This window comes from Pseudomonas sp. GW821-FHT01E10 (genome assembly GCF_059422365.1).
Map to the genome: position 1 here is coordinate 1 of NZ_JBWKWT010000004.1, position 17,985 is coordinate 17,985.

13 protein-coding genes are annotated in these 17,985 nt (G+C 61.3%); 5 read left to right on the forward strand and 8 right to left on the reverse strand.

The window, feature by feature from the left end; genetic code table 11:
• Window positions 1–86: 86 nt before the first annotated feature.
• The 7 genes from AC07V0_RS09215 to AC07V0_RS09245 form a co-directional block, all read right to left on the reverse strand.
• On the reverse strand, window positions 87–1,616 hold the full coding sequence (locus AC07V0_RS09215) for a DHA2 family efflux MFS transporter permease subunit (RefSeq protein ID WP_018925480.1): 1,530 nt from the start codon (window positions 1,614–1,616) through the stop codon (window positions 87–89).
• Window positions 1,617–1,745: 129 nt separating this feature from the next.
• A complete protein-coding gene (locus tag AC07V0_RS09220; protein WP_086945000.1) occupies window positions 1,746–2,948 on the reverse strand; it encodes an HlyD family secretion protein in 1,203 nt (400 codons plus the stop codon).
• Between the two features lie 15 nt (window positions 2,949–2,963).
• Window positions 2,964–4,433: an efflux transporter outer membrane subunit gene (locus AC07V0_RS09225; protein WP_086945001.1), complete on the reverse strand. Its 1,470-nt coding sequence runs from the start codon at window positions 4,431–4,433 to the stop codon at window positions 2,964–2,966.
• Complete coding sequence (locus AC07V0_RS09230; RefSeq protein WP_018925477.1) at window positions 4,423–4,902, reverse strand: MarR family winged helix-turn-helix transcriptional regulator; 480 nt, start codon at window positions 4,900–4,902, stop codon at window positions 4,423–4,425. Before AC07V0_RS09230 ends, AC07V0_RS09225 begins: the two co-directional genes overlap by 11 nt.
• A gap of 298 nt (window positions 4,903–5,200) precedes the next feature.
• Window positions 5,201–8,875, reverse strand: a complete 3,675-nt coding sequence (locus AC07V0_RS09235; protein ID WP_086945002.1) for a translocation/assembly module TamB domain-containing protein — start codon at window positions 8,873–8,875, stop codon at window positions 5,201–5,203.
• Window positions 8,872–10,599: an autotransporter assembly complex protein TamA gene (locus AC07V0_RS09240; protein ID WP_207238872.1), complete on the reverse strand. Its 1,728-nt coding sequence runs from the start codon at window positions 10,597–10,599 to the stop codon at window positions 8,872–8,874. Before AC07V0_RS09240 ends, AC07V0_RS09235 begins: the two co-directional genes overlap by 4 nt.
• 65 nt (window positions 10,600–10,664) lie before the next feature.
• Window positions 10,665–11,315 (reverse strand): GNAT family N-acetyltransferase, encoded by a 651-nt coding sequence (locus tag AC07V0_RS09245; protein WP_018925466.1) that lies wholly within the window; start codon window positions 11,313–11,315, stop codon window positions 10,665–10,667.
• A 244-nt stretch (window positions 11,316–11,559) separates the two neighbouring features.
• Here AC07V0_RS09245 and xthA point away from each other — a divergent pair, with 244 nt between their 5' ends.
• Together xthA and AC07V0_RS09255 are read left to right on the forward strand one after the other, a co-directional pair.
• Window positions 11,560–12,372 (forward strand): exodeoxyribonuclease III, encoded by an 813-nt coding sequence (gene xthA / locus AC07V0_RS09250; RefSeq protein WP_018925465.1) that lies wholly within the window; start codon window positions 11,560–11,562, stop codon window positions 12,370–12,372.
• A gap of 112 nt (window positions 12,373–12,484) precedes the next feature.
• On the forward strand, window positions 12,485–13,822 hold the full coding sequence (locus AC07V0_RS09255) for a substrate-binding domain-containing protein (RefSeq protein WP_086945004.1): 1,338 nt from the start codon (window positions 12,485–12,487) through the stop codon (window positions 13,820–13,822).
• Between the two features lie 170 nt (window positions 13,823–13,992).
• Here AC07V0_RS09255 and AC07V0_RS09260 read toward each other — a convergent pair whose 3' ends face one another.
• Entirely contained in the window at window positions 13,993–15,222 is a 1,230-nt protein-coding gene (locus tag AC07V0_RS09260) for an acyl-CoA dehydrogenase (RefSeq protein ID WP_086945005.1), read from the reverse strand.
• Window positions 15,223–15,410: 188 nt separating this feature from the next.
• Between AC07V0_RS09260 and AC07V0_RS09265 the strand changes: the two genes are divergently transcribed.
• The 3 genes from AC07V0_RS09265 to AC07V0_RS09275 all read left to right on the forward strand — a co-directional run bounded on the left by AC07V0_RS09265 (window position 15,411) and on the right by AC07V0_RS09275 (window position 17,973).
• Window positions 15,411–16,340 carry a LysR family transcriptional regulator gene (locus tag AC07V0_RS09265; protein ID WP_018925462.1) on the forward strand — a complete coding sequence of 310 codons (930 nt, stop codon included), beginning with the start codon at window positions 15,411–15,413 and terminating at the stop codon, window positions 16,338–16,340.
• Window positions 16,341–16,545: 205 nt separating this feature from the next.
• Window positions 16,546–16,944 (forward strand): MerR family transcriptional regulator, encoded by a 399-nt coding sequence (locus AC07V0_RS09270; RefSeq protein WP_007904077.1) that lies wholly within the window; start codon window positions 16,546–16,548, stop codon window positions 16,942–16,944.
• Between the two features lie 129 nt (window positions 16,945–17,073).
• The gene (locus tag AC07V0_RS09275) at window positions 17,074–17,973 is read left to right on the forward strand and encodes a hydroxymethylglutaryl-CoA lyase (protein WP_086945006.1); all 900 of its coding nucleotides are present in this window, start codon (window positions 17,074–17,076) and stop codon (window positions 17,971–17,973) included.
• Window positions 17,974–17,985 lie beyond the last annotated feature (12 nt).

A 17,985-nucleotide genomic window follows, 5' to 3' on the forward strand; every position in this document is an offset into this window, starting at 1 on the left:
CCCCCCCCCCCCCCCCCCCCCCCCCCCCCCCCCCCCCCCCCCCCCCCCCCCCCCCCCCCCCCCCCCCCGCTCCTACAAGAGGTCACTCAGTGGCCGGAAGCAGCCGGCCCCGCCTTCGCCGCAAACGGCGGTTTCGCCAGCCATACCAGCAGAATCAAGCCCATGAACGCCCACCCCAGCAACGTGAAGTAATCCACGGTGGAGAGCATGTACGCCTGGCTGGTCAGTACATGATCCAGTTGCGCGTAGGCCGGGTTGCCCGCCCCGCCCAGCGTGTTCAACGCCTCCCGGGTTGCCGGCTCATAGGTGGTGATGCTTTCACTCAGATACGCATGGTGCTGATCGGCCCGGCGAATCCAGATCCAGGTGGTCAACGACGCCGCAAAACTACCGCCCAGGGTCCGCAGGAAGGTCGCCAGCCCCGCGCCGTCGGCAATCTGGCTCGGCGGCAGGTCCGACATCAAAATGCTCAAGGTCGGCATGAAGAACAGCGCCACGCCAATGCCCATGAACAGCTGCACCAGGGCGATGTGCTGGAAGTCCACTTCGTTGGTAAACCCGGCGCGCATGAAACAACTCAAACCGATGCACAGGAACGCGCCACCGGCCAGCAATCGCAGGTCGAATTTGTGCGCGTACCTACCGACAAACGGCGACAACACCACCGGCAAAATGCCGATCGGTGCCACCGCCAGGCCAGCCCAGGTGGCGGTGTAGCCCATCTGGGTTTGCAGCCATTGCGGCAGGATCAGGTTGATGCCGAAGAACCCGGCGTATCCGCCCACCAGCACGATGGTGCCGATGCGGAAGTTGCGGTAGGCGAACAGCCGCAGGTTGACCACCGGGTGTTTGTCGGTCATTTCCCAGATCACGAACACTGCCAGCGCAATCACCGAAATAGCCGCGCCGATGATGATGAAGTTCGACTCGAACCAGTCCAGGTCATTGCCCTTGTCGAGAATCACCTGCAATGCGCCAACGCCAATGATCAAGGTGATCAGACCCACGTAATCCATCGGCTGGTAACTGGTCTCCACAGGACGCGCCTTGAGTTGCTGGCGCACCACCATCACGGCGAAAACCCCGATCGGCACGTTGATGAAGAAGATCCACGGCCAGCTGTAGCTGTCGGTAATCCAGCCACCGAGGATCGGACCGGCAATCGGCGCCACCACCGTGACCATCGCCAGCAACGCCAGGGCCATGCCGCGCCTGGCGGGCGGATAGACCGCGATCAACAGCGTCTGGGTCATGGGGTACAACGGCCCGGCCACCAGGCCTTGCAGTACCCGAAAGCCGATCAGCTCCGGCATCGAAGTCGAGATACCGCACAGAAACGACGCCAGCACGAACAGCATCGTCGCCCAGAGAAACAGTTTCACCTCACCAAAGCGCCGGCTGAGCCAACCCGTCAGCGGCAGCGCGATGGCGTTGCTCACGGCAAACGAGGTGATCACCCAGGTGCCCTGCTCCGAACTCACGCCCAGGTTGCCGGAAATCGTCGGCAAAGCCACGTTGGCGATGGTGGTGTCGAGCACTTGCATGAACGTCGCCAGCGACAGGCCGATGGTGCTGAGCACCAGGCTGGGCGGCGAGAAAGAGGCGTTATGGCTCATCGCGAATCCTTTGGAGCTGATTTTTTTGGAGCGGGATTGGCACAGCGCCTGTCACTGACGCAGCTGACCTTGTGGGAGTGAGCTTTGTGGAGAGGGAGCTCGCTCCCACAGGGTCGGTGTGATGGCGAATCAGCGGTGCGCGGTTTTGCTGACCGCGGCGCTGTTATCGTGGATCAATTGGGTGATCATCGCGTCGGCCTCGACCAGCTGACGGTCATACACATTGGTACTGAACGAAGCCTTTTGCGGTGGCTGCTGCGCCAGCACCGGACCGCTCTGGTCGCGCAGGTTCACCTCGACCTGAGTCGACAGGCCGACCCGCAACGGGTGCTTGGCCAGTTCTTCGGCATTGACGTGAATCCGCACCGGCACCCGCTGCACGATCTTGATCCAGTTACCGGTGGCGTTCTGCGCCGGCAGCAAGGCAAACGCGCTGCCGGTCCCGGCACCGAGGCTGTCGATGGTGCCGCTGTATTTGACGTTGCTACCGTAGAGATCGGCTTCAATGTCCACCGGCTGCCCGATGCGCATGTCACGCAGTTGGGTTTCCTTGAAGTTCGCGTCGATCCACAGCTGATCCAGCGGAATCACCGCCATCAGCGCGGTGCCCGGCTGGACACGCTGACCGAGTTGCACGGTACGTTTGGCGACATAACCGGTGACCGGCGCGATCAAGGTGCTGCGGGCATTGTTCAGGTACGCCTGACGCACTTGCGCAGCGGCGGCCATCACGTCCGGGTGCGACGACACCACTGTGTCATCGACCAGCGCGCTGGTGGTCTTGAGCTGTTGTTGGGCGTTGGCCAGGGCGTTCTGCGCCGAGGTCAGGTCATCACGGGCGTGGGACAGCTCTTCCTGGGAAATCGCCCCGCCGGCAGCGAGGTTTTTCCGCCGATTGAAGTTCTCCTGAGCCTTTTGCACTTCGGCCTGCTGCGCATTGACCTGGGCTTTCATGCCGTCGACGTCACTGTACAAACCGCGCACCTGGCGCACAGTGCGGGCCAGGTTGGCCTGGGCGCTTTGCAGACCGACTTCGGCGTCGTTCGGATCGAAGTTGATCAGCACCTGGCCTTCATGGACCAAATCGCCATCGTCAGCGCCGATGCTGACCACGGTGCCGGTGACCAGCGGCGTGATTTCCACCACGTTGCCGTTCACGTAGGCGTCATCGGTGCTTTCGCTCCAGCGGCCGAAGAATTGGTGATAACCCCAGACGCCGGCTCCGGCGAGGATCACCATGATGGTCAGGACAAACAGCATCACTTTGCGCTTGCGCGGGTTGCTCGTGTCTTGAGCGTTGTCAGGGGCTTGAGTTGTATCGACAGTGGCCATGACGAGTACCTTGAATTAGTTGTGCTGCGTGGCTGGGGTTGCGTTGGCGGCGGTCAGGGTGTCGCCCTGAAATCCGCCACCCAGCGCTTGCATCAGTTGAATCGACAGGTCGATCTGCTCGGCATTCAGGTTGGCCAGCTGACGCTGGGCCTGGAGCAACTGCTGCTCGATGCTGAGCACGTCGAGGTAGTTGCCGATGCCGGAACCGTAGCGCTGGACCACGGTGTTGTAAGAATCCCGGGCGATGTCGGTGGCGTGTTGCTGGGCACCGATTTGCCGGCCGATATCGTGCAACTGGTTGATGGTGTCGCTGACATCGCCTAAAGCTTTCACCAGGCTTTTGTTGTACTGCGCCACCGCGAGGTCGTAATCGGCGTCGCGGGAATCGAGGTTGGCACGCAGGCGGCCGCCGTCGAAAATCGGCACCGAGATCGTCGGCGCGATGTTGAAGAAACGGCTCGCCGATCCAAACATCGCATCGCCCAGTAAAGATTCGGCACCCGCCGCCGCGCTCAAGTTCAAGTTGGGATAGAACTGTGTTTTGCCAGCGGCGATGTTCTTGCTCGCGGCCTCGACCCGCCAGCGCGCGGCCACGAGGTCGGGACGACGACCGAGCAGTTCGGCCGGCAATACCGACGGCAATGCAACGGCGCTGGCCTGAAGGACTTTCGGCCGGGCGATTTCGTTGCCGCGATCCGGGCCTTTGCCCAGCAGCACCGCCAAGGCGATTTTCGCGCTTTGCAGGCGTTTCTCGGCGTCGATCAGGCTGGCTTCGGCGCTGGCTTCAAGGCTTTCGGTTTGCTGGAACTGGTACTGACTGTCGATCCCCGAGCTCAGGCGACGCTGGCTGAGGTCGAGCATTTGTTTGGTGCGCTTGAGGTCTTCGCTGGCCAGGTCATGGATGATGTGCGCCTGCCCCAGATCGCTGTAGGCACGGGCGACGTCGGCGGACAAGGTCAGTTGCGCGGCCTGCTGATCGACTTCGGCGGCGCGGGCCTGGCCCAACGCGGCTTCCCAGGCATCGCGCTGGCCGCCCCAGAGATCGAAGGTGTAATTGAAGCTGGCGCCGAGATTACGCACGGTGGAGTAAGTGCCACCCTGCCCGCTCGGGTCTTTGTCGCGGGCCAGACGCGAACGGCTGACACCGGCATTGGCATCGAGGGTGGGCATCCGTGCAGCATCGGCGGCGTAGGCGGCAGCACTGGCCTGGTGAGCGCGGGCGTCGGCGATTTGCATGTCGGGGCTGTCGTGCAGGGCTTCGCGGATCAGGCCGTCGAGCTGCGGGTCGCCGAGGCTTTTCCACCAGTCGCTTTTCGGCCATGCGGCGGGTGTCAGGGTCACGCCATTGAGCGACTGCCCGGCCTTGAGGTTCTTCGCATCGAGGCTGACACCTTCGGTGCTCAGGCCACTGTAACTGGCGCAACCGGCGACGCTCATGGCCAACAGCACCAGGCTCAGTCCGGTACGCAGGCGTTTACTGTTCATTGCCACCTACCCGCAGCAAGGTGATCGAGTCACCCGCCGCTACCAGGATTTTCTTCAGGATGTGTTCCAGGGCTTTCAATTCTTCCGGGGTGATGGCCCCGGCCAGTTCATTCATGGCATCGGCGCCGATTTCCGGCAGACGGTCAGTCAACTGTTGACCTTGTTCGGTCAGCACCAGTTGCACCTGACGGCGGTCTGCTTCGGAGCGTTGGCGGGCGAGGAAACCTTTCTGTTCCAGACGATCGAGCATGCGGGTCATCGAACCACTGTCCAGCGACAGGTGGCGGCACAGCTCGGCCGGGGTATCGACGCCGAACTGGGCCATGATGATCAACACTTTGAACTGCGCGGCGGTGATGCCGTGGGGTTCCATGTGAGTGTCGATGATCCGGTCCTTGAGCAGCGCGGCGCGTCCGAGCAAGAGGCCGAGATGGCAATTATGGAAATCGTATGAGGAGAAATGTTTCATCGGACCACCAATTAGCTGCCTAGGCAGTGAATGTATGTCGAGATATTACTGCTTAGGCAGCCAATGTCAACGCAATAGTTAGGATGCTTTGTATTCGACTGATAAAAGGCGCACGACCGACCACCACAAATCTCTGTGGCGAGGGGGCTTGTCGGAACGCCGCACCGCCCCGTTCGGCTGCGAAGCAGTCGTCGCTTTTCGATTTGCAGGGTTTCAGAAGGAATGAAATGGCAAGTTTTGGGGCCGCTGCGCGGCCCAACGGGGGCAAGCCCCCTCACCACAGGGATCGCGCAGGGGGTTAGAAATCCCGCTTGTAGAAGATGTCCAGCGAACTGGCCACGCCGCTGGCGGCTTCGAGGTAGACTTTTTTGCTCAGCTTGTAACGCAAGGCGATGGTGTTGGCCGGTTCAAACACGCCTACGCCATAACGCAGGCTGAGCTTCTCGGAGATGTTGCCGCTGGCCACCACACTGGTGGTATTGCCGCTGCCTTGGGTATCGAGCTGGAAGTCCTGAATGCCCAGATCCTTGGCCAACCCGCTAGTGACCCCGGAGCTGCCCATCAAACCCAAGCCGAGGGCGGCCTGGGCGAGCATGTTGTTGTCTTCACCGGTGGTACTCAGCGGACGCCCCAGCACCAGGTAGGACAACGCCTGCTCCTGACTCATCGCCGGCTCGGAAAAAATCTGCGTGGTCGGCTGTTCGGCACTGCCGCTCAAGCGAATGCCGGCAATCACGTCGTCGGTCTGGCGAATCGCTTCGATGTCCAGGTACGGCTGATCGATGGGACCGGCAAACAACAGGCGGGCCCGGCGCACCGTCAGGCGCTGGCCGTAGGCGCGATAACGCCCGTCGTTGAGCCAGAGCTCGCCGCGTGTGTCCATGTTGTCGCCGATGTGCACATGACCTTGCAGGTTGGCGGTCAGGCCGAAGCCGGCAAAGCTGAGTTTGTCTTCCCCGACCACCACGTCGATGTCCATCGCCATGGCCATCGGCGGCTTGCCCTCTTCGGTCTGCTGGCCGACGATCACCGTGTCATCGGAGACCTTGACCGTCGACGGCGGCAGCTCACGCACGGTGATTTCGCCCTTGGGCACCAGCACTTTGCCGACGATTGCGAGTTTGTCGTCCTTCATGGAGATTTTCAGGTCCGGCGCGACTTCCAGCGCGGCGTAGGGTTCGACGGTGACCGGCAACTGCGAGCCCTTGAGCGCCAGGTCCACCACCAGCGCCTGGCCCCAGGCGATATTGCCATTGAGAGTGCCCTGCCCGGCCTTGCCGCTTTTCCAGCCGCCGTTCAGCTGTACGGTTTCGCCGGCAATCACCGCTTGAAGTTGCAGGGCCTGGAGCGCCATCGGCAGTTCCGGCCCGGAGATTTCACCGTCGCGCAGCTCAAGGTTGCCGTTGACCAGCGGCGCCAGCAACCCGCCAGACAGCGTGCCGCTGCCGTTCAAATGCCCGGTGAGTTTCTCGACCATCGGCACAAACGGCCGCGCCACCGACAAATCCAGGCCATTGAGGCGGAATGAGCCGGTCAGCGGTTTGTTCTTCGGCAACGGGTTGATCTGCGCCTGCAGCATCAGCTCACCAAGCTTGCCACCGACGAAGCTGAGGTCGGTGTCGATGCGTTTTGGCGTGAGTTTGCTGGTGAGTTTCAGGGTCTGGTACGGGAAGTCCAGCCACTGGTCCTTTTCCTTCATGCGCAATGTGCCACCGCTGGCATCGACGCTGATCTGGCCGTTCGGGCCGCTGGCCGGCAAGTCCAGTTGCAGGTCGGCGTTGAGCCGGCCCTGCCAGGCAAAATCCTTCGGCAGCCATTGCGCCAGGCTGTCGATCGGGAACTGCTTGAGGTGGTAACGCAGCTTTGGCTCCGGCATCAAGCGCTGGTCTTCGCCACACAGGCTGGCCGGGCCGGACATCCAGCAATGGGCACCGAAGTTGATTTTGCCGTCCGCCAGCCGTTCGAGTCTGGCCGGGTTTTGCAGCTTCCAGTCCTGACCACCGGCCTGGATATCGCCACTGGCCAGACGCCCGCGCCAGTTACCTTTATCCAACGCGCCGTCAAGACCGAGCGCCAGTTTCAGTTTCGGTCCTTGCAGGTCGAGGGTCAGCTTCTGGTTTTTGATGTCGCCCTGGCCGCTGGCGGTCAAGGTGCCCAGTGACGTGTCGCCGGTCTGAATGCCGCTGCCCTTGAGGTCGATCTTCGCCCGTTGGGCACTGTCGAGGGTGGCATCCAGATTGAGGCTTTGCAGGCGGTTGTCTTCGAAAACCAGTTGCGTGCCTTGCAGGGCGAGCTTGCCTTGCGGTGCCTTGAGCGTGCCGGCGACATTGACCCGACCATTGAGCTGGCCGCGCAGTTGCGGCCAGAGTTGGGCGAGGCGCGGCATTTTGATGTCGATCTGGCCGGCGAGTTTCTGTTGCAGGCTGCCTTGGCCATTGATGCTGTTGTCACCCAGGCGAATCTGCAACGCGCTGAGGTTCCATTGCTCGCCGCCGCCATCAGCCTTGGCTTGCAACACCGCCGGCTGCCCGCGCAGTTTGCCTTTCAGGTCCAGGTCGGCGGTCAGGCTGAGCCTTTCATTCTTCATCTCGCCTTTGCTGCGTAACGGACCCGCCAAGGTACCCGGCAACTCCGCGAGCCAGTACGCCGGGTTGATCGCCGAGAGGTCCAGCGCGGTATCCCAGGCGATGCCGTCGGCAAATTGCAGGTTCAGGTGCCCTTCGGCCTTGCCCTGCCCGGCTTCGAGCTTGAATTGCGGCAGATGGATTTGGCTCAGGTCGCCGCTGAACGGGCTGTTCAGGCTGAACGCCCCGGCCGGACCATCCAGTGCGGCCTTGAAGTTACCGATGTAGTTGCCGTCGGTGTAGGAGACTTCACCGTTGAAGCTGCGCAGTGCCACTTGCGGCTCGTCGATCAGCGGATAGAGGCGGTGCCAGGGGAAATCCAGCCAGTCGATTTTCGCTTCGGCACTGAAGCCTTTGCTCCAGTCCAGTTGCCCGGTGAGCTTGAGGCTTTGTTTGTCATTGGCGGTCAGGTCGAGACCCGCGATTTGCGCGCCCTTGGCGTCAACCTTGCCTTGCAGCGACAACGCGACCGGGCCAAGTTCGGCAGGCAACGTGGCTTTGCCGAGCAACTGGTAGCCGTTTTTCAGGTCGCCATCGCCGGTGAGTTCCAGTTGATTGAGTTGCAGGGTGTCCGGCAGCTCGGCGCTGGCCTTGAAGCCGTCAGCGGTGATGCGCACTTTTGCCGGCAGGTTTTCCACCAGTGGCTGCAATTCGCCAGTCAACTGCCCGTTCAGGTAACCGCTGCTGTCGGCTTTCAGGTTCAAGGTTTTCAGCAGATCGCCGTCGACCTTCAAAGCCAGTGCCCAGGGTTCGGTGCCCGGCGCCGGCAAGGTCAGCTTGCCTTCGGCGGTCAGCGGCCAGTTGCCGATCGGTTGCAACAGGCCAGACAGGTTCAGGCTCAGTTCATCCCGCTGCAAGTGCACCGAGTCGATCTTCAAACCCTGTTCGGTCCAGTGCGCCGCCAGTTGCAGGCCTTTGAGCTCTTCGCTGCCATTGAACAGCAAACGGCCGACCTTGACGTCACCCAACTCGATGGCCAGCGGCAACTTCAAGTCCGGAAGGCTGATCGGCCCGCTGCTTTGCTCTTCTGCGCCTGGCGGAAATTGCAGGCTGACCTGCTCAGCCTGCAATTGCTCGATGCACAGCGTCATGCGCGTCAGGCACAGCGGCGACCAGGCGAAAATCGCCTGGTTCAGCTCAACCCGGCTGTTGTCCTGCTGCCACAGCAGATGGTCGGCGCTCCACTGTCCACCCAAACGGCCCTGGAAATTCTCCACGGTCAAACCCGGCACAAACCCGAGCGCCCAGCGACTGCCCGTCGCCGTACCCAGCACGATGATCAAGGCCAGCACGACCAGCATCAGCAGCGCCGGGATCGCCAGCAGCGCTATTTTCAAACCACGCTTCACAGCTCAGGCCCCATGGAAAAGTGCAGTCGAATGCCGCCGTCGTCGTCCATCGCGTGGGCCAGGTCGAGGCGAATCGGCCCTACCGGCGAAACCCAGCGCACGCCAATACCGACGCCGGTCTTCAGGTTCGGCAGTTCGAGGGTGTTGAAGGAGTTGCCCTGGTCGATGAAGGTTGCGACCCGCCATTTTTCGGCGATGGAGTATTGATACTCGACGCTGCCGGCCACCATGTAACGGCCACCGATACGGTCGCCATCGGAGTTCTCCGGGGACAGGCTCTGGTAGTCGTAACCGCGCACGCTCTGATCACCACCGGCAAAGAAGCGCAGAGACGGCGGCACCGATTTGTAACCGTTGGTGGCGCTGCCGCCGACCTGCACCCGACCGAGGAAGCGGTGTTTATCGAAGACCGTGGTCAGGCCTTTGACCAGTGCCGTGCCATACACCAGGTTGGTGTCCGAACCCAATCCTTCCTTGGCCACCTTGGTTTCGAATTGCAGGCGATAGCCATTATGCGGATCGATGCGGTTGTCGCTTTTCAGGTACGAATAGCTCACGCCGGGCATTAGCAAGGTACTGAGCCCCGAGTCGTCACCGAGTGTGTATTCCTCGCGTTGCCATTTAAGCGACACCACCCGCTGCCAGCCGCTGGGCAACTTGCTGTGCCATTCGGGGCCAAGGGTCAGCAATTTGCTGCGGGAGTCGGTGCCAGCGATATCTTCATATTGATAGCCAGCGGCCCAGCGCAGTTTGTCGGTCAGCGGTGGGTCCAGGGGAATGTCGTAAAACACCCCGACGTTCTGCCGTGGTGCCGACAGTTCGGCTTCCCAGCCATAGCTGTCGCCTTGCGGGTTGACCCAGTGCCGGGTCCAGTTGGCCTTGATTCGCGGGCCGACGTCGGTGGAAAACCCCAGACCCAAGCCCATGGTCCGAGGCTTGCGGGTGTCGAGTTTGACCGCCACCGGGATCACGTCGTCCTTGGAGGCCGTTGGCGCCGCGTCGACGCGCACGCCTTCGAAATAACCGCTCGATTGCAGCGCCTGATTGAGTTCGGCGATCAGTTCCGAGTCATAGGGCGTACCGGCCTTGAACGGCACCATGCGTTGCAGCAGGTCTTCGTCGAACGGCGTGTCGCCTTCAAAACTGACTTTGCCCAGCGCATAACGCGGGCCGCTGTCGTAGATCAATTCGATATCGGCGACGCCCGCGCGCGGGTCCACCAGCAGCTTCTGGCGAGTGAAGCGCCCACTGAAGAAGCCGAAACGCGAGGCCTGGTTCTGGATCAGCCGCTTGGCGTCTTCGTAACGGCCATGGTTAAGCACCGCGCCTGGCATTAGCAGGTCGCTTTTGGGCACACGAAAGGATTTGAGCGAGGCGGCAGGACCGTCGACACGTATCGTGACGTTGCGCAAATGGATCGGCTCGCCGGGATCGATGTTCAGCACCAGGCGCGGCGTCTTGCCGCCCTTCACGTCGCTGTCGATTTGCGGCTGGTAATACCCCAAGGCCTGGGCGGCCTTGCGCGCCTGTTCTTCGGCGCCGCGACTGAAGCGCAGCAAGGCTTCTTCATCGCGATCGCCGAGGCTACCGATATAGCCCTCTATATTGGCCTTCAGTTCATCGTTGGACGGTTTGATCCGCACATCCAATTCACTTTGCGCCAGCGCCGCGCAGCTGGATAACAGCATCAACAGGCCGCTGGTGATTCTTCCTGGAACATTCATAGGCGCGGATGCTATCACGAGCTTGGGAGCCTGATAGAGCCGGACTTGTCCCATAAGTTCGGCGATTACGCTGTTGCTGTTTGTAACACCTGCGGGTTGGCGTGGAAAAACACGTGCTCACGAATCGGTCCTACGGCCACTTCGCCGATTTCCTCATAGCCCTGACGCTTATAGAACTCCAGATAGCGAGGATTCCCGGTGTCGAGGATCACGCCTTGGGAGTGCTCATCGACTGCGCACCAGTTGTGCACCGCTTGCAGCAACTGTTCGCCAAAGTGCTTGCCCTGGAATTGCGGGTGAACCCCCAGCAATGGCAGGACGTGCACCGAGTCGGACGGCACGCACGCCATCACGGCGGCGTGGTAATCGAGGTAGCGTCGGGTACAGCGAAACCCGGTGCTGAGCACCATCCGCAGGCGCCAGGCCCAGCTTTCGGTGATGCCCAGGCGGCGTTGCGGCGGCGCGATCAGGGCGATGCCGATCAAGCGGTCATTCACCAGCAGGCCGATGGCCGGCAAATCCTGCAGAAAGTGCTGTTTGATCAGTTCGCGCACCGTCGCCCGGACTCGCTGTTCATAACCGGGGCGTTCGGCTTCGAACAGGTAGCCGAACGTCGGCTCGTGCCGGTACGCCTGGTACAACAGGGAACGCGCTTCGCGGGAATAGCCGCTGTCGAGCATGTGAATATCGGCGATGGCGGTCGAGGTTTCGGGCATAACGGCGGATCTCCCTGGGGCACAGCTCAGATGGCTGCGCTCTTCTTGGTACGAGCCTTGGGGTGGCTTCACAGTTCCCCAGACAGGTATAGACCAAGCGAGGAGCTTCATCGACCGGGCTTGCCCGCGAAGAGGCCGGATCTGCCAACACATCTCTGACAGGACACAACGAATCCCCTCACCCCAAAGCTGGCCCCATTCCTACATGTCAGCTAGCATCGCACTTTTGCCAGGACTGCCGACCATGAAGATCGTCTCCTTCAACATCAACGGGCTGCGCGCTCGCCCGCATCAGCTGGCGGCGCTGATCGAAAAGCATCAGCCGGACGTGATCGGGTTGCAGGAAACCAAGGTCCACGACGACCAGTTTCCCCTGGCCGAGGTGCAGGCGCTGGGGTATCACGTGTATTTCCACGGCCAGAAGAGTCACTACGGCGTGGCCCTGCTCTCGCGCCAGGAGCCGATTGCGCTGCACAAAGGTTTCGCCACTGATGAAGAAGACGCTCAACGGCGCTTTATCTGGGGCACGTTCGCCGACGCCAATGGCGTGCCGGTGACCATCATGAACGGCTATTTCCCACAGGGCGAAAGCCGCGATCACCCCACCAAGTTCCCGGCCAAGGAACGTTTCTACAGCGATTTGCAGCAATTGCTGGAAAGCCAGTTCAGCAACGACCAGCCGATCGTGGTGATGGGCGATGTGAACATTTCCCCGGAAGACTGCGACATCGGCATTGGCCCGGATAACATGAAACGCTGGCTGAAAACCGGCAAATGCAGCTTCCTGCCCGAAGAACGCGAATGGATGGCACGCCTGAAGAACTGGGGTCTGGTGGACAGTTTCCGTCACCTGAACCCGGAGGTTGCCGACCGTTTCAGCTGGTTCGACTACCGCAGCCGCGGTTTTGAAGATGAGCCCAAGCGTGGGCTGCGGATTGACCTGATCATGGCGTCCAACGGGTTGTTGCCTCGGGTCAAGGACGCAGGCGTGGATTACGAACTGCGCGCAATGGAAAAGCCTTCCGATCACGCGCCGATCTGGCTTGAGTTGAGCTGATAACGTTTTGCTGATTATTCCCACGCTCCGCGTGGGAATAATCACTGTCATCGTTCAGAAACCTTACTGACTTATTCTCCCGGCACTTTCTTTGGCTTATTAAGGTGCCGGCATGTCCCTGCGCGTGTTGTTCCTGCTGCTCGGCGCCGTGCTGCCGTTGACAGTATCGGCCGGTGATCTGCCGACGCCCGAACGCGGCCCGGTGCTGCGCATCCAGGGTTCCAACACCATTGGCGCGGCGTTGGGGCCGGCGCTGGTCGAGGGGTTGATGCATGAACAGGGCCTGCTCAAGGTGCACCGCGAAGCCCCGGACAAAGCCAACGAACAACGCATCGTCGGAGAAACCGCTCAGGGCCGCCGAGTGGAGGTGGAAGTCGCGGCCCACGGTTCCAGCACCGGATTCAAAGCCCTGAAAATCGCCTCCGCCGATCTTGCGGCCTCGTCACGGCCGATCAAGGACAGCGAACGACTGGATCTCGAACCGCTGGGCGACCTGAAAAGCCCGGTTGCCGAACAAGTCATCGCCATCGACGGGCTGGCCATCATCCTTCATCCGCACAATCCGCTGAAGCAGCTCAACACCGAGCAACTGGCGCGAATTTTCAGCGGCGAAACGAAAACCTGGGAAGAGCTCGGCGGCACCGGTGGGACGATTCATCTCTACGCGCGGGATGACCAATCGGGCACCTACGACACGTTCAAGGAGTTGGTCCTCAGCCCGCGTGGGAAAATGCTGAGCGGCAACGCGAAACGCTTCGAATCCAGTGAGCAATTGTCCGACGCGGTGAGTCTGGACCCGCAAGCCATCGGCTTCATCGGTTTGCCTTATGTGCGCCAGGCCAAAGCCGCGGCCATTGTCGATGGTGACTCCCAGGCCATGCTGCCGCTCAATAGCCTGATCGCGACGGAAGATTACCCGCTGTCCCGTCGGCTGTTCTTTTACCTGCCGCCGAACGGGAAAAATCCCTGGGCCAAGGCCTTGGTCAAGTTCGCCCAAAGCAGCAAAGGCCAGGCGATTGTCGCGGCTAACGGTTTTATCGCGCAGACCGTTCAGGCCATGGCGGTCACACCGAATGCGCTGATGCCCGAGGGTTATCAGGCACTCAGTCGGCATGCCCAGCGGCTGACGGTGAATTTTCGTTTCGAAGAAGGCAGCGCGACGCTGGACAACAAGGCCCGCCAGGACCTGTCGCGGGTGCTCGACTATATAAGGCAGCACGACAAAGCCAATCGGCAGGTGACGCTGGTAGGGTTTGGCGATGCCAAGAGCGACCCCGCGCGGGCCGACCTGCTGTCGAAACTGCGGGCCATGGCGGTGCGGCGAGAACTGGTGAAAAGCGGCGTGGTGTTTCGCGAAATTCGCGGTTTTGGCGCCGAGATGCCGGTGGCGGCCAACAGCGGGGATGAAGGGCGGATCAAGAATCGGCGGGTTGAGGTTTGGGTGTATTGAAGTAAGCACCAAACATTGTGGCTTGGGGGCCTACTGTGGCGAGGGGGCTTGCCCCCGTTGGACTGCGAAGCGGGCCTCAAACCGGCCACCGCATTTTTCCTGGAAAGACGCGGTGTACAATTTACGACTGCTGCGCAGCCGAACGGGGGCAAGCCCCCTCGCCACAGGTCTCAGTGCCCGCTGCGCATCATTTCCTTAGGCACGTACTTGCCGATCTCGAACTTGCCAATCGCCGCGCGGTGCACTTCGTCCGGGCCGTCGGCCAGGCGCAGGGTGCGTTGCATGGCATACATGTAGGCCAGCGGGAAATCGTTGGACACCCCTGCCCCGCCATGGATCTGGATCGCCCGGTCGATCACCCGTAACGCCACGTTCGGTGCAACCACTTTGATCTGCGCGATCTCGCTCTTCGCCACTTTGTTGCCGACGGTGTCCATCATGTACGCCGCTTTCAACGTCAGCAGTCGCGCCATGTCGATCTCCATCCGCGAGTCGGCGATTTTGTCAATGTTGCCGCCCAGACGCGCCAGAGGTTTACCGAATGCAGTGCGGTTGACCGCCCGTTTGCACATCAGCTCCAGCGCACGTTCAGCCATGCCGATCGAACGCATGCAGTGGTGAATCCGGCCCGGGCCGAGGCGACCCTGGGCGATTTCGAAGCCGCGTCCTTCGCCCAACAGGACGTTTTCGTACGGCACCCGGACGTTCTCGAATAGCACTTCGGCGTGGCCGTGAGGCGCGTCGTCGTAACCGAACACCGGCAGCGGACGCACAATCTTCACGCCCGGCGTATCCACCGGCACCAGAATCATCGAGTGCTGAGCGTGGCGTGGTGCATCCGGATTGCTCAGGCCCATGAAGATCAGGATCTTGCAGCGCGGATCGCAGGCCCCTGAAGTCCACCATTTCTTGCCGTTGATCACCCACTCATCGCCATCACGCACGGCACGGGCAGCCATGTTGGTGGCGTCGGACGAGGCCACGTCCGGCTCGGTCATGGCGAACGCCGAGCGGATCTCGCCGCGCAACAGCGGTTCGAGCCAGCATTGCTTCTGCTCTTCGTTGGCGTAACGCACCAGCACTTCCATGTTGCCGGTGTCGGGCGCCGAGCAGTTGAACGGCTCAGGGCCCAGCAATGAGCGACCCATGATTTCCGCCAATGGCGCGTATTCGAGGTTGGTCAGGCCGGCACCCAGTTCAGACTCAGGCAGAAACAAATTCCACAGGCCTTCGGCCTTGGCCTTGAGTTTGAGTTCTTCCATGATCGCCGTCGGCTGCCAGCGATCGCCCTCGGCGACCTGGCGTTCGAACACCGCTTCGGCGGGATAAACGTAGGTGTCCATGAACGCAGTCACGCGCTCACGCAGTTCCTGGACCTTGGGCGAATAAGCGAAATCCATGGCAGCTCTACCTTTTTAACAGGGGTTCAGAGGAGTTGTTCAGGTCATGCAATCGATGCTAGAACAGCTACGAAAATTTACCTAACCTATTCTCGGCGTGTATTAACATTCATCACCGATATATGATCGGCTGATTGCCAAGGCCCTCGGGTCCGATCAAGACGCCCCTGATAACAAGAGTGCAGCGCATGAATCTGAGCAAGGTCGACCTCAACCTTTTCATCGTCTTCGACGCGATCTACACCGAAGCCAACCTGACCCGCGCCGGGCAGATCGTCGGCATTACTCAACCGGCGGTGTCGAACGCTCTGGCCCGCCTGCGCGAAACCTTCAACGACCCGCTTTTCGTGCGCACCGCCCAGGGCATGGTGCCCACACCGATGGCGCAGAACATCATCGGCCCCGTGCGTAACGCCCTCTCCCTGCTGCGGGTGTCGGTGCAGGAAAGCCGCATCTTCAACCCGTTGCAGGCGGTCAAGACCTACCGCATCAGCATGACCGACCTCACCGAAGCGGTGATCCTCCCGCCATTGTTCCAGCGCCTGCGCCGCCTGGCGCCGACGGTGATCATCGAAAGTTTCCTGTCCAAACGCCGCGAAACCACCAAGGAACTGGCGGCCGGGCGCCTGGATTTCGCGGTGGATGCGCCGCTCAACACCGACCCGCAGGTGCGCCACGTCAAGTTGATGGAAGACCGTTATGTGTGCGCCATGCGCAAGGGCCATCCGCTGGCGGGCAAAGAGAAATTCACCCTCGACGATTACCTGTCCCTGACCCACATCCATATCTCCAGCCGCCGCAGCGGCCTGGGCTATGTCGACCTGGCCCTGGGCAAAATGGGCATCCAGCGCAAGATCGCCCTGCGCTCCCAGCATTACCTGATGGCGTCCCAGGTGTTACAGCAGACCGACATGGTCATGACCGTGCCGGAACGCTTCGCCCGTCGCCATGATTTGTACTCGGTGAACCTGCCGGTCAAAGAAGTTCCGCCGGTGGAAACCCACCTCTACTGGCACGAAAGCACCGACCAGGACCCGGCCAACCGCTGGATGCGCGAGCAGATGATCGAGTTGTGCCAGCAGGTCACGGCGCACGAGAAGAAGCTGGATACGGTGTAGGACGTTAATCCGTGTCATTGTTCTTCGCGGGCAAGCCTCGCTCCTACAAGGTTAGCGTCGAACCACGATTAAATGATCGACACCAAACCTGTAGGAGCGAGGCTTGCCCGCGAAGAGGCCCGTCACTACACAGACAATTCATGCCCCTTGACGTAAACGTCAACCTGACATTAGCTTAGCGCCATGACCTTTTTCGAGCGCTTCCATGAGCAGCCAGACCTATAGCATTTCCGACCTCGCCCGCGAGCTCGACATCACCACCCGGGCCATTCGCTTCTATGAAGAGCAAGGCCTGCTCAGCCCCGAGCGTCGCGGTCAGGAACGCATTTATTCGCCCCGTGACAAGGTCAGTCTGAAGCTGATCCTGCGGGGCAAGCGCATTGGTTTTTCCCTGGCCGAATGCCGCGAGCTGATCGAGCTCTATGACCCCTCCAGCGGTAACACCAAGCAATTGCACAGCATGCTGGCGAAAATTGCCGAACGTCGGGAACAACTCGAGCAGCAACTGCTGGACATCGAACAGATGAAGCTGGAACTCGACACAGCCGAGGAGCGCTGCACCCAGGCGCTGGAGCAAACGATCAAGAGCCAGCAGCTCGTGTAGGAGCTGAGCTTGCTCGCGAAAGCGGTATGTCCTTCAACATGGATGTCGACTGACCTAACGCTTTCGCGAGCAAGCTCAGCTCCTACAGGGCTCTGTGAACATTCATACAATCTCAACAGGTCGATTCCCATGTCCCTCCCCACCCACGTACGCCTGGTCGAAGTCGGCCCCCGCGACGGTCTGCAAAACGAAGCCCAACCCATCAGCGTCGCGGACAAGGTGCAACTGGTCGATGCGCTCACCGCCGCTGGCCTCGGCTATATAGAAGTCGGCAGTTTCGTCTCGCCCAAATGGGTGCCGCAAATGGCCGGTTCCGCCGAGGTCTTCGCGCAGATCCAGCGCAAACCAGGGGTGACCTATGGCGCCCTCGCCCCCAACCTGCGGGGCTTTGAAGACGCTATCGCCGCCGGGGTCAAGGAAGTCGCGGTGTTCGCCGCAGCGTCCGAAGCGTTCTCCCAGCGTAATATCAATTGCTCGATCAGCGAGAGCCTGGAGCGCTTCGTGCCGATCATGGACGCCGCCAAACAACACGGCGTCAGCGTGCGCGGTTACGTGTCCTGTGTGCTGGGCTGCCCTTATGAGGGTGATGTCAAGCCTGCACAAGTCGCCCGGGTCGCTCGCGAGCTCTATGCGATGGGCTGCTACGAGGTTTCGCTGGGAGACACCATCGGCATCGGCACCGCTGGCGCGACCCGCAAGATGTTTGAAGTGGTTTCGGCCGACGTGCCACGGGAAAAACTGGCCGGGCACTTCCACGACACCTATGGCCAGGCCATGGCCAATATCTACGCCAGCCTGCTGGAAGGCATTTCGGTATTCGACAGCTCCATCGCCGGCCTTGGCGGCTGCCCGTACGCCAAGGGCGCCAGCGGTAACGTCGCCACCGAAGACGTGGTTTACCTGCTCAACGGCCTGGGCATCGAGACCGGGATCGACCTGGACGCCTTGATTCGCGCCGGCCAGCAGATTTGCGCGGTGCTGGGGCGCCCTACCGGTTCTCGCGTGGCCAAGGCTCGCAGCGCACAGTGACAGTGTGGATGT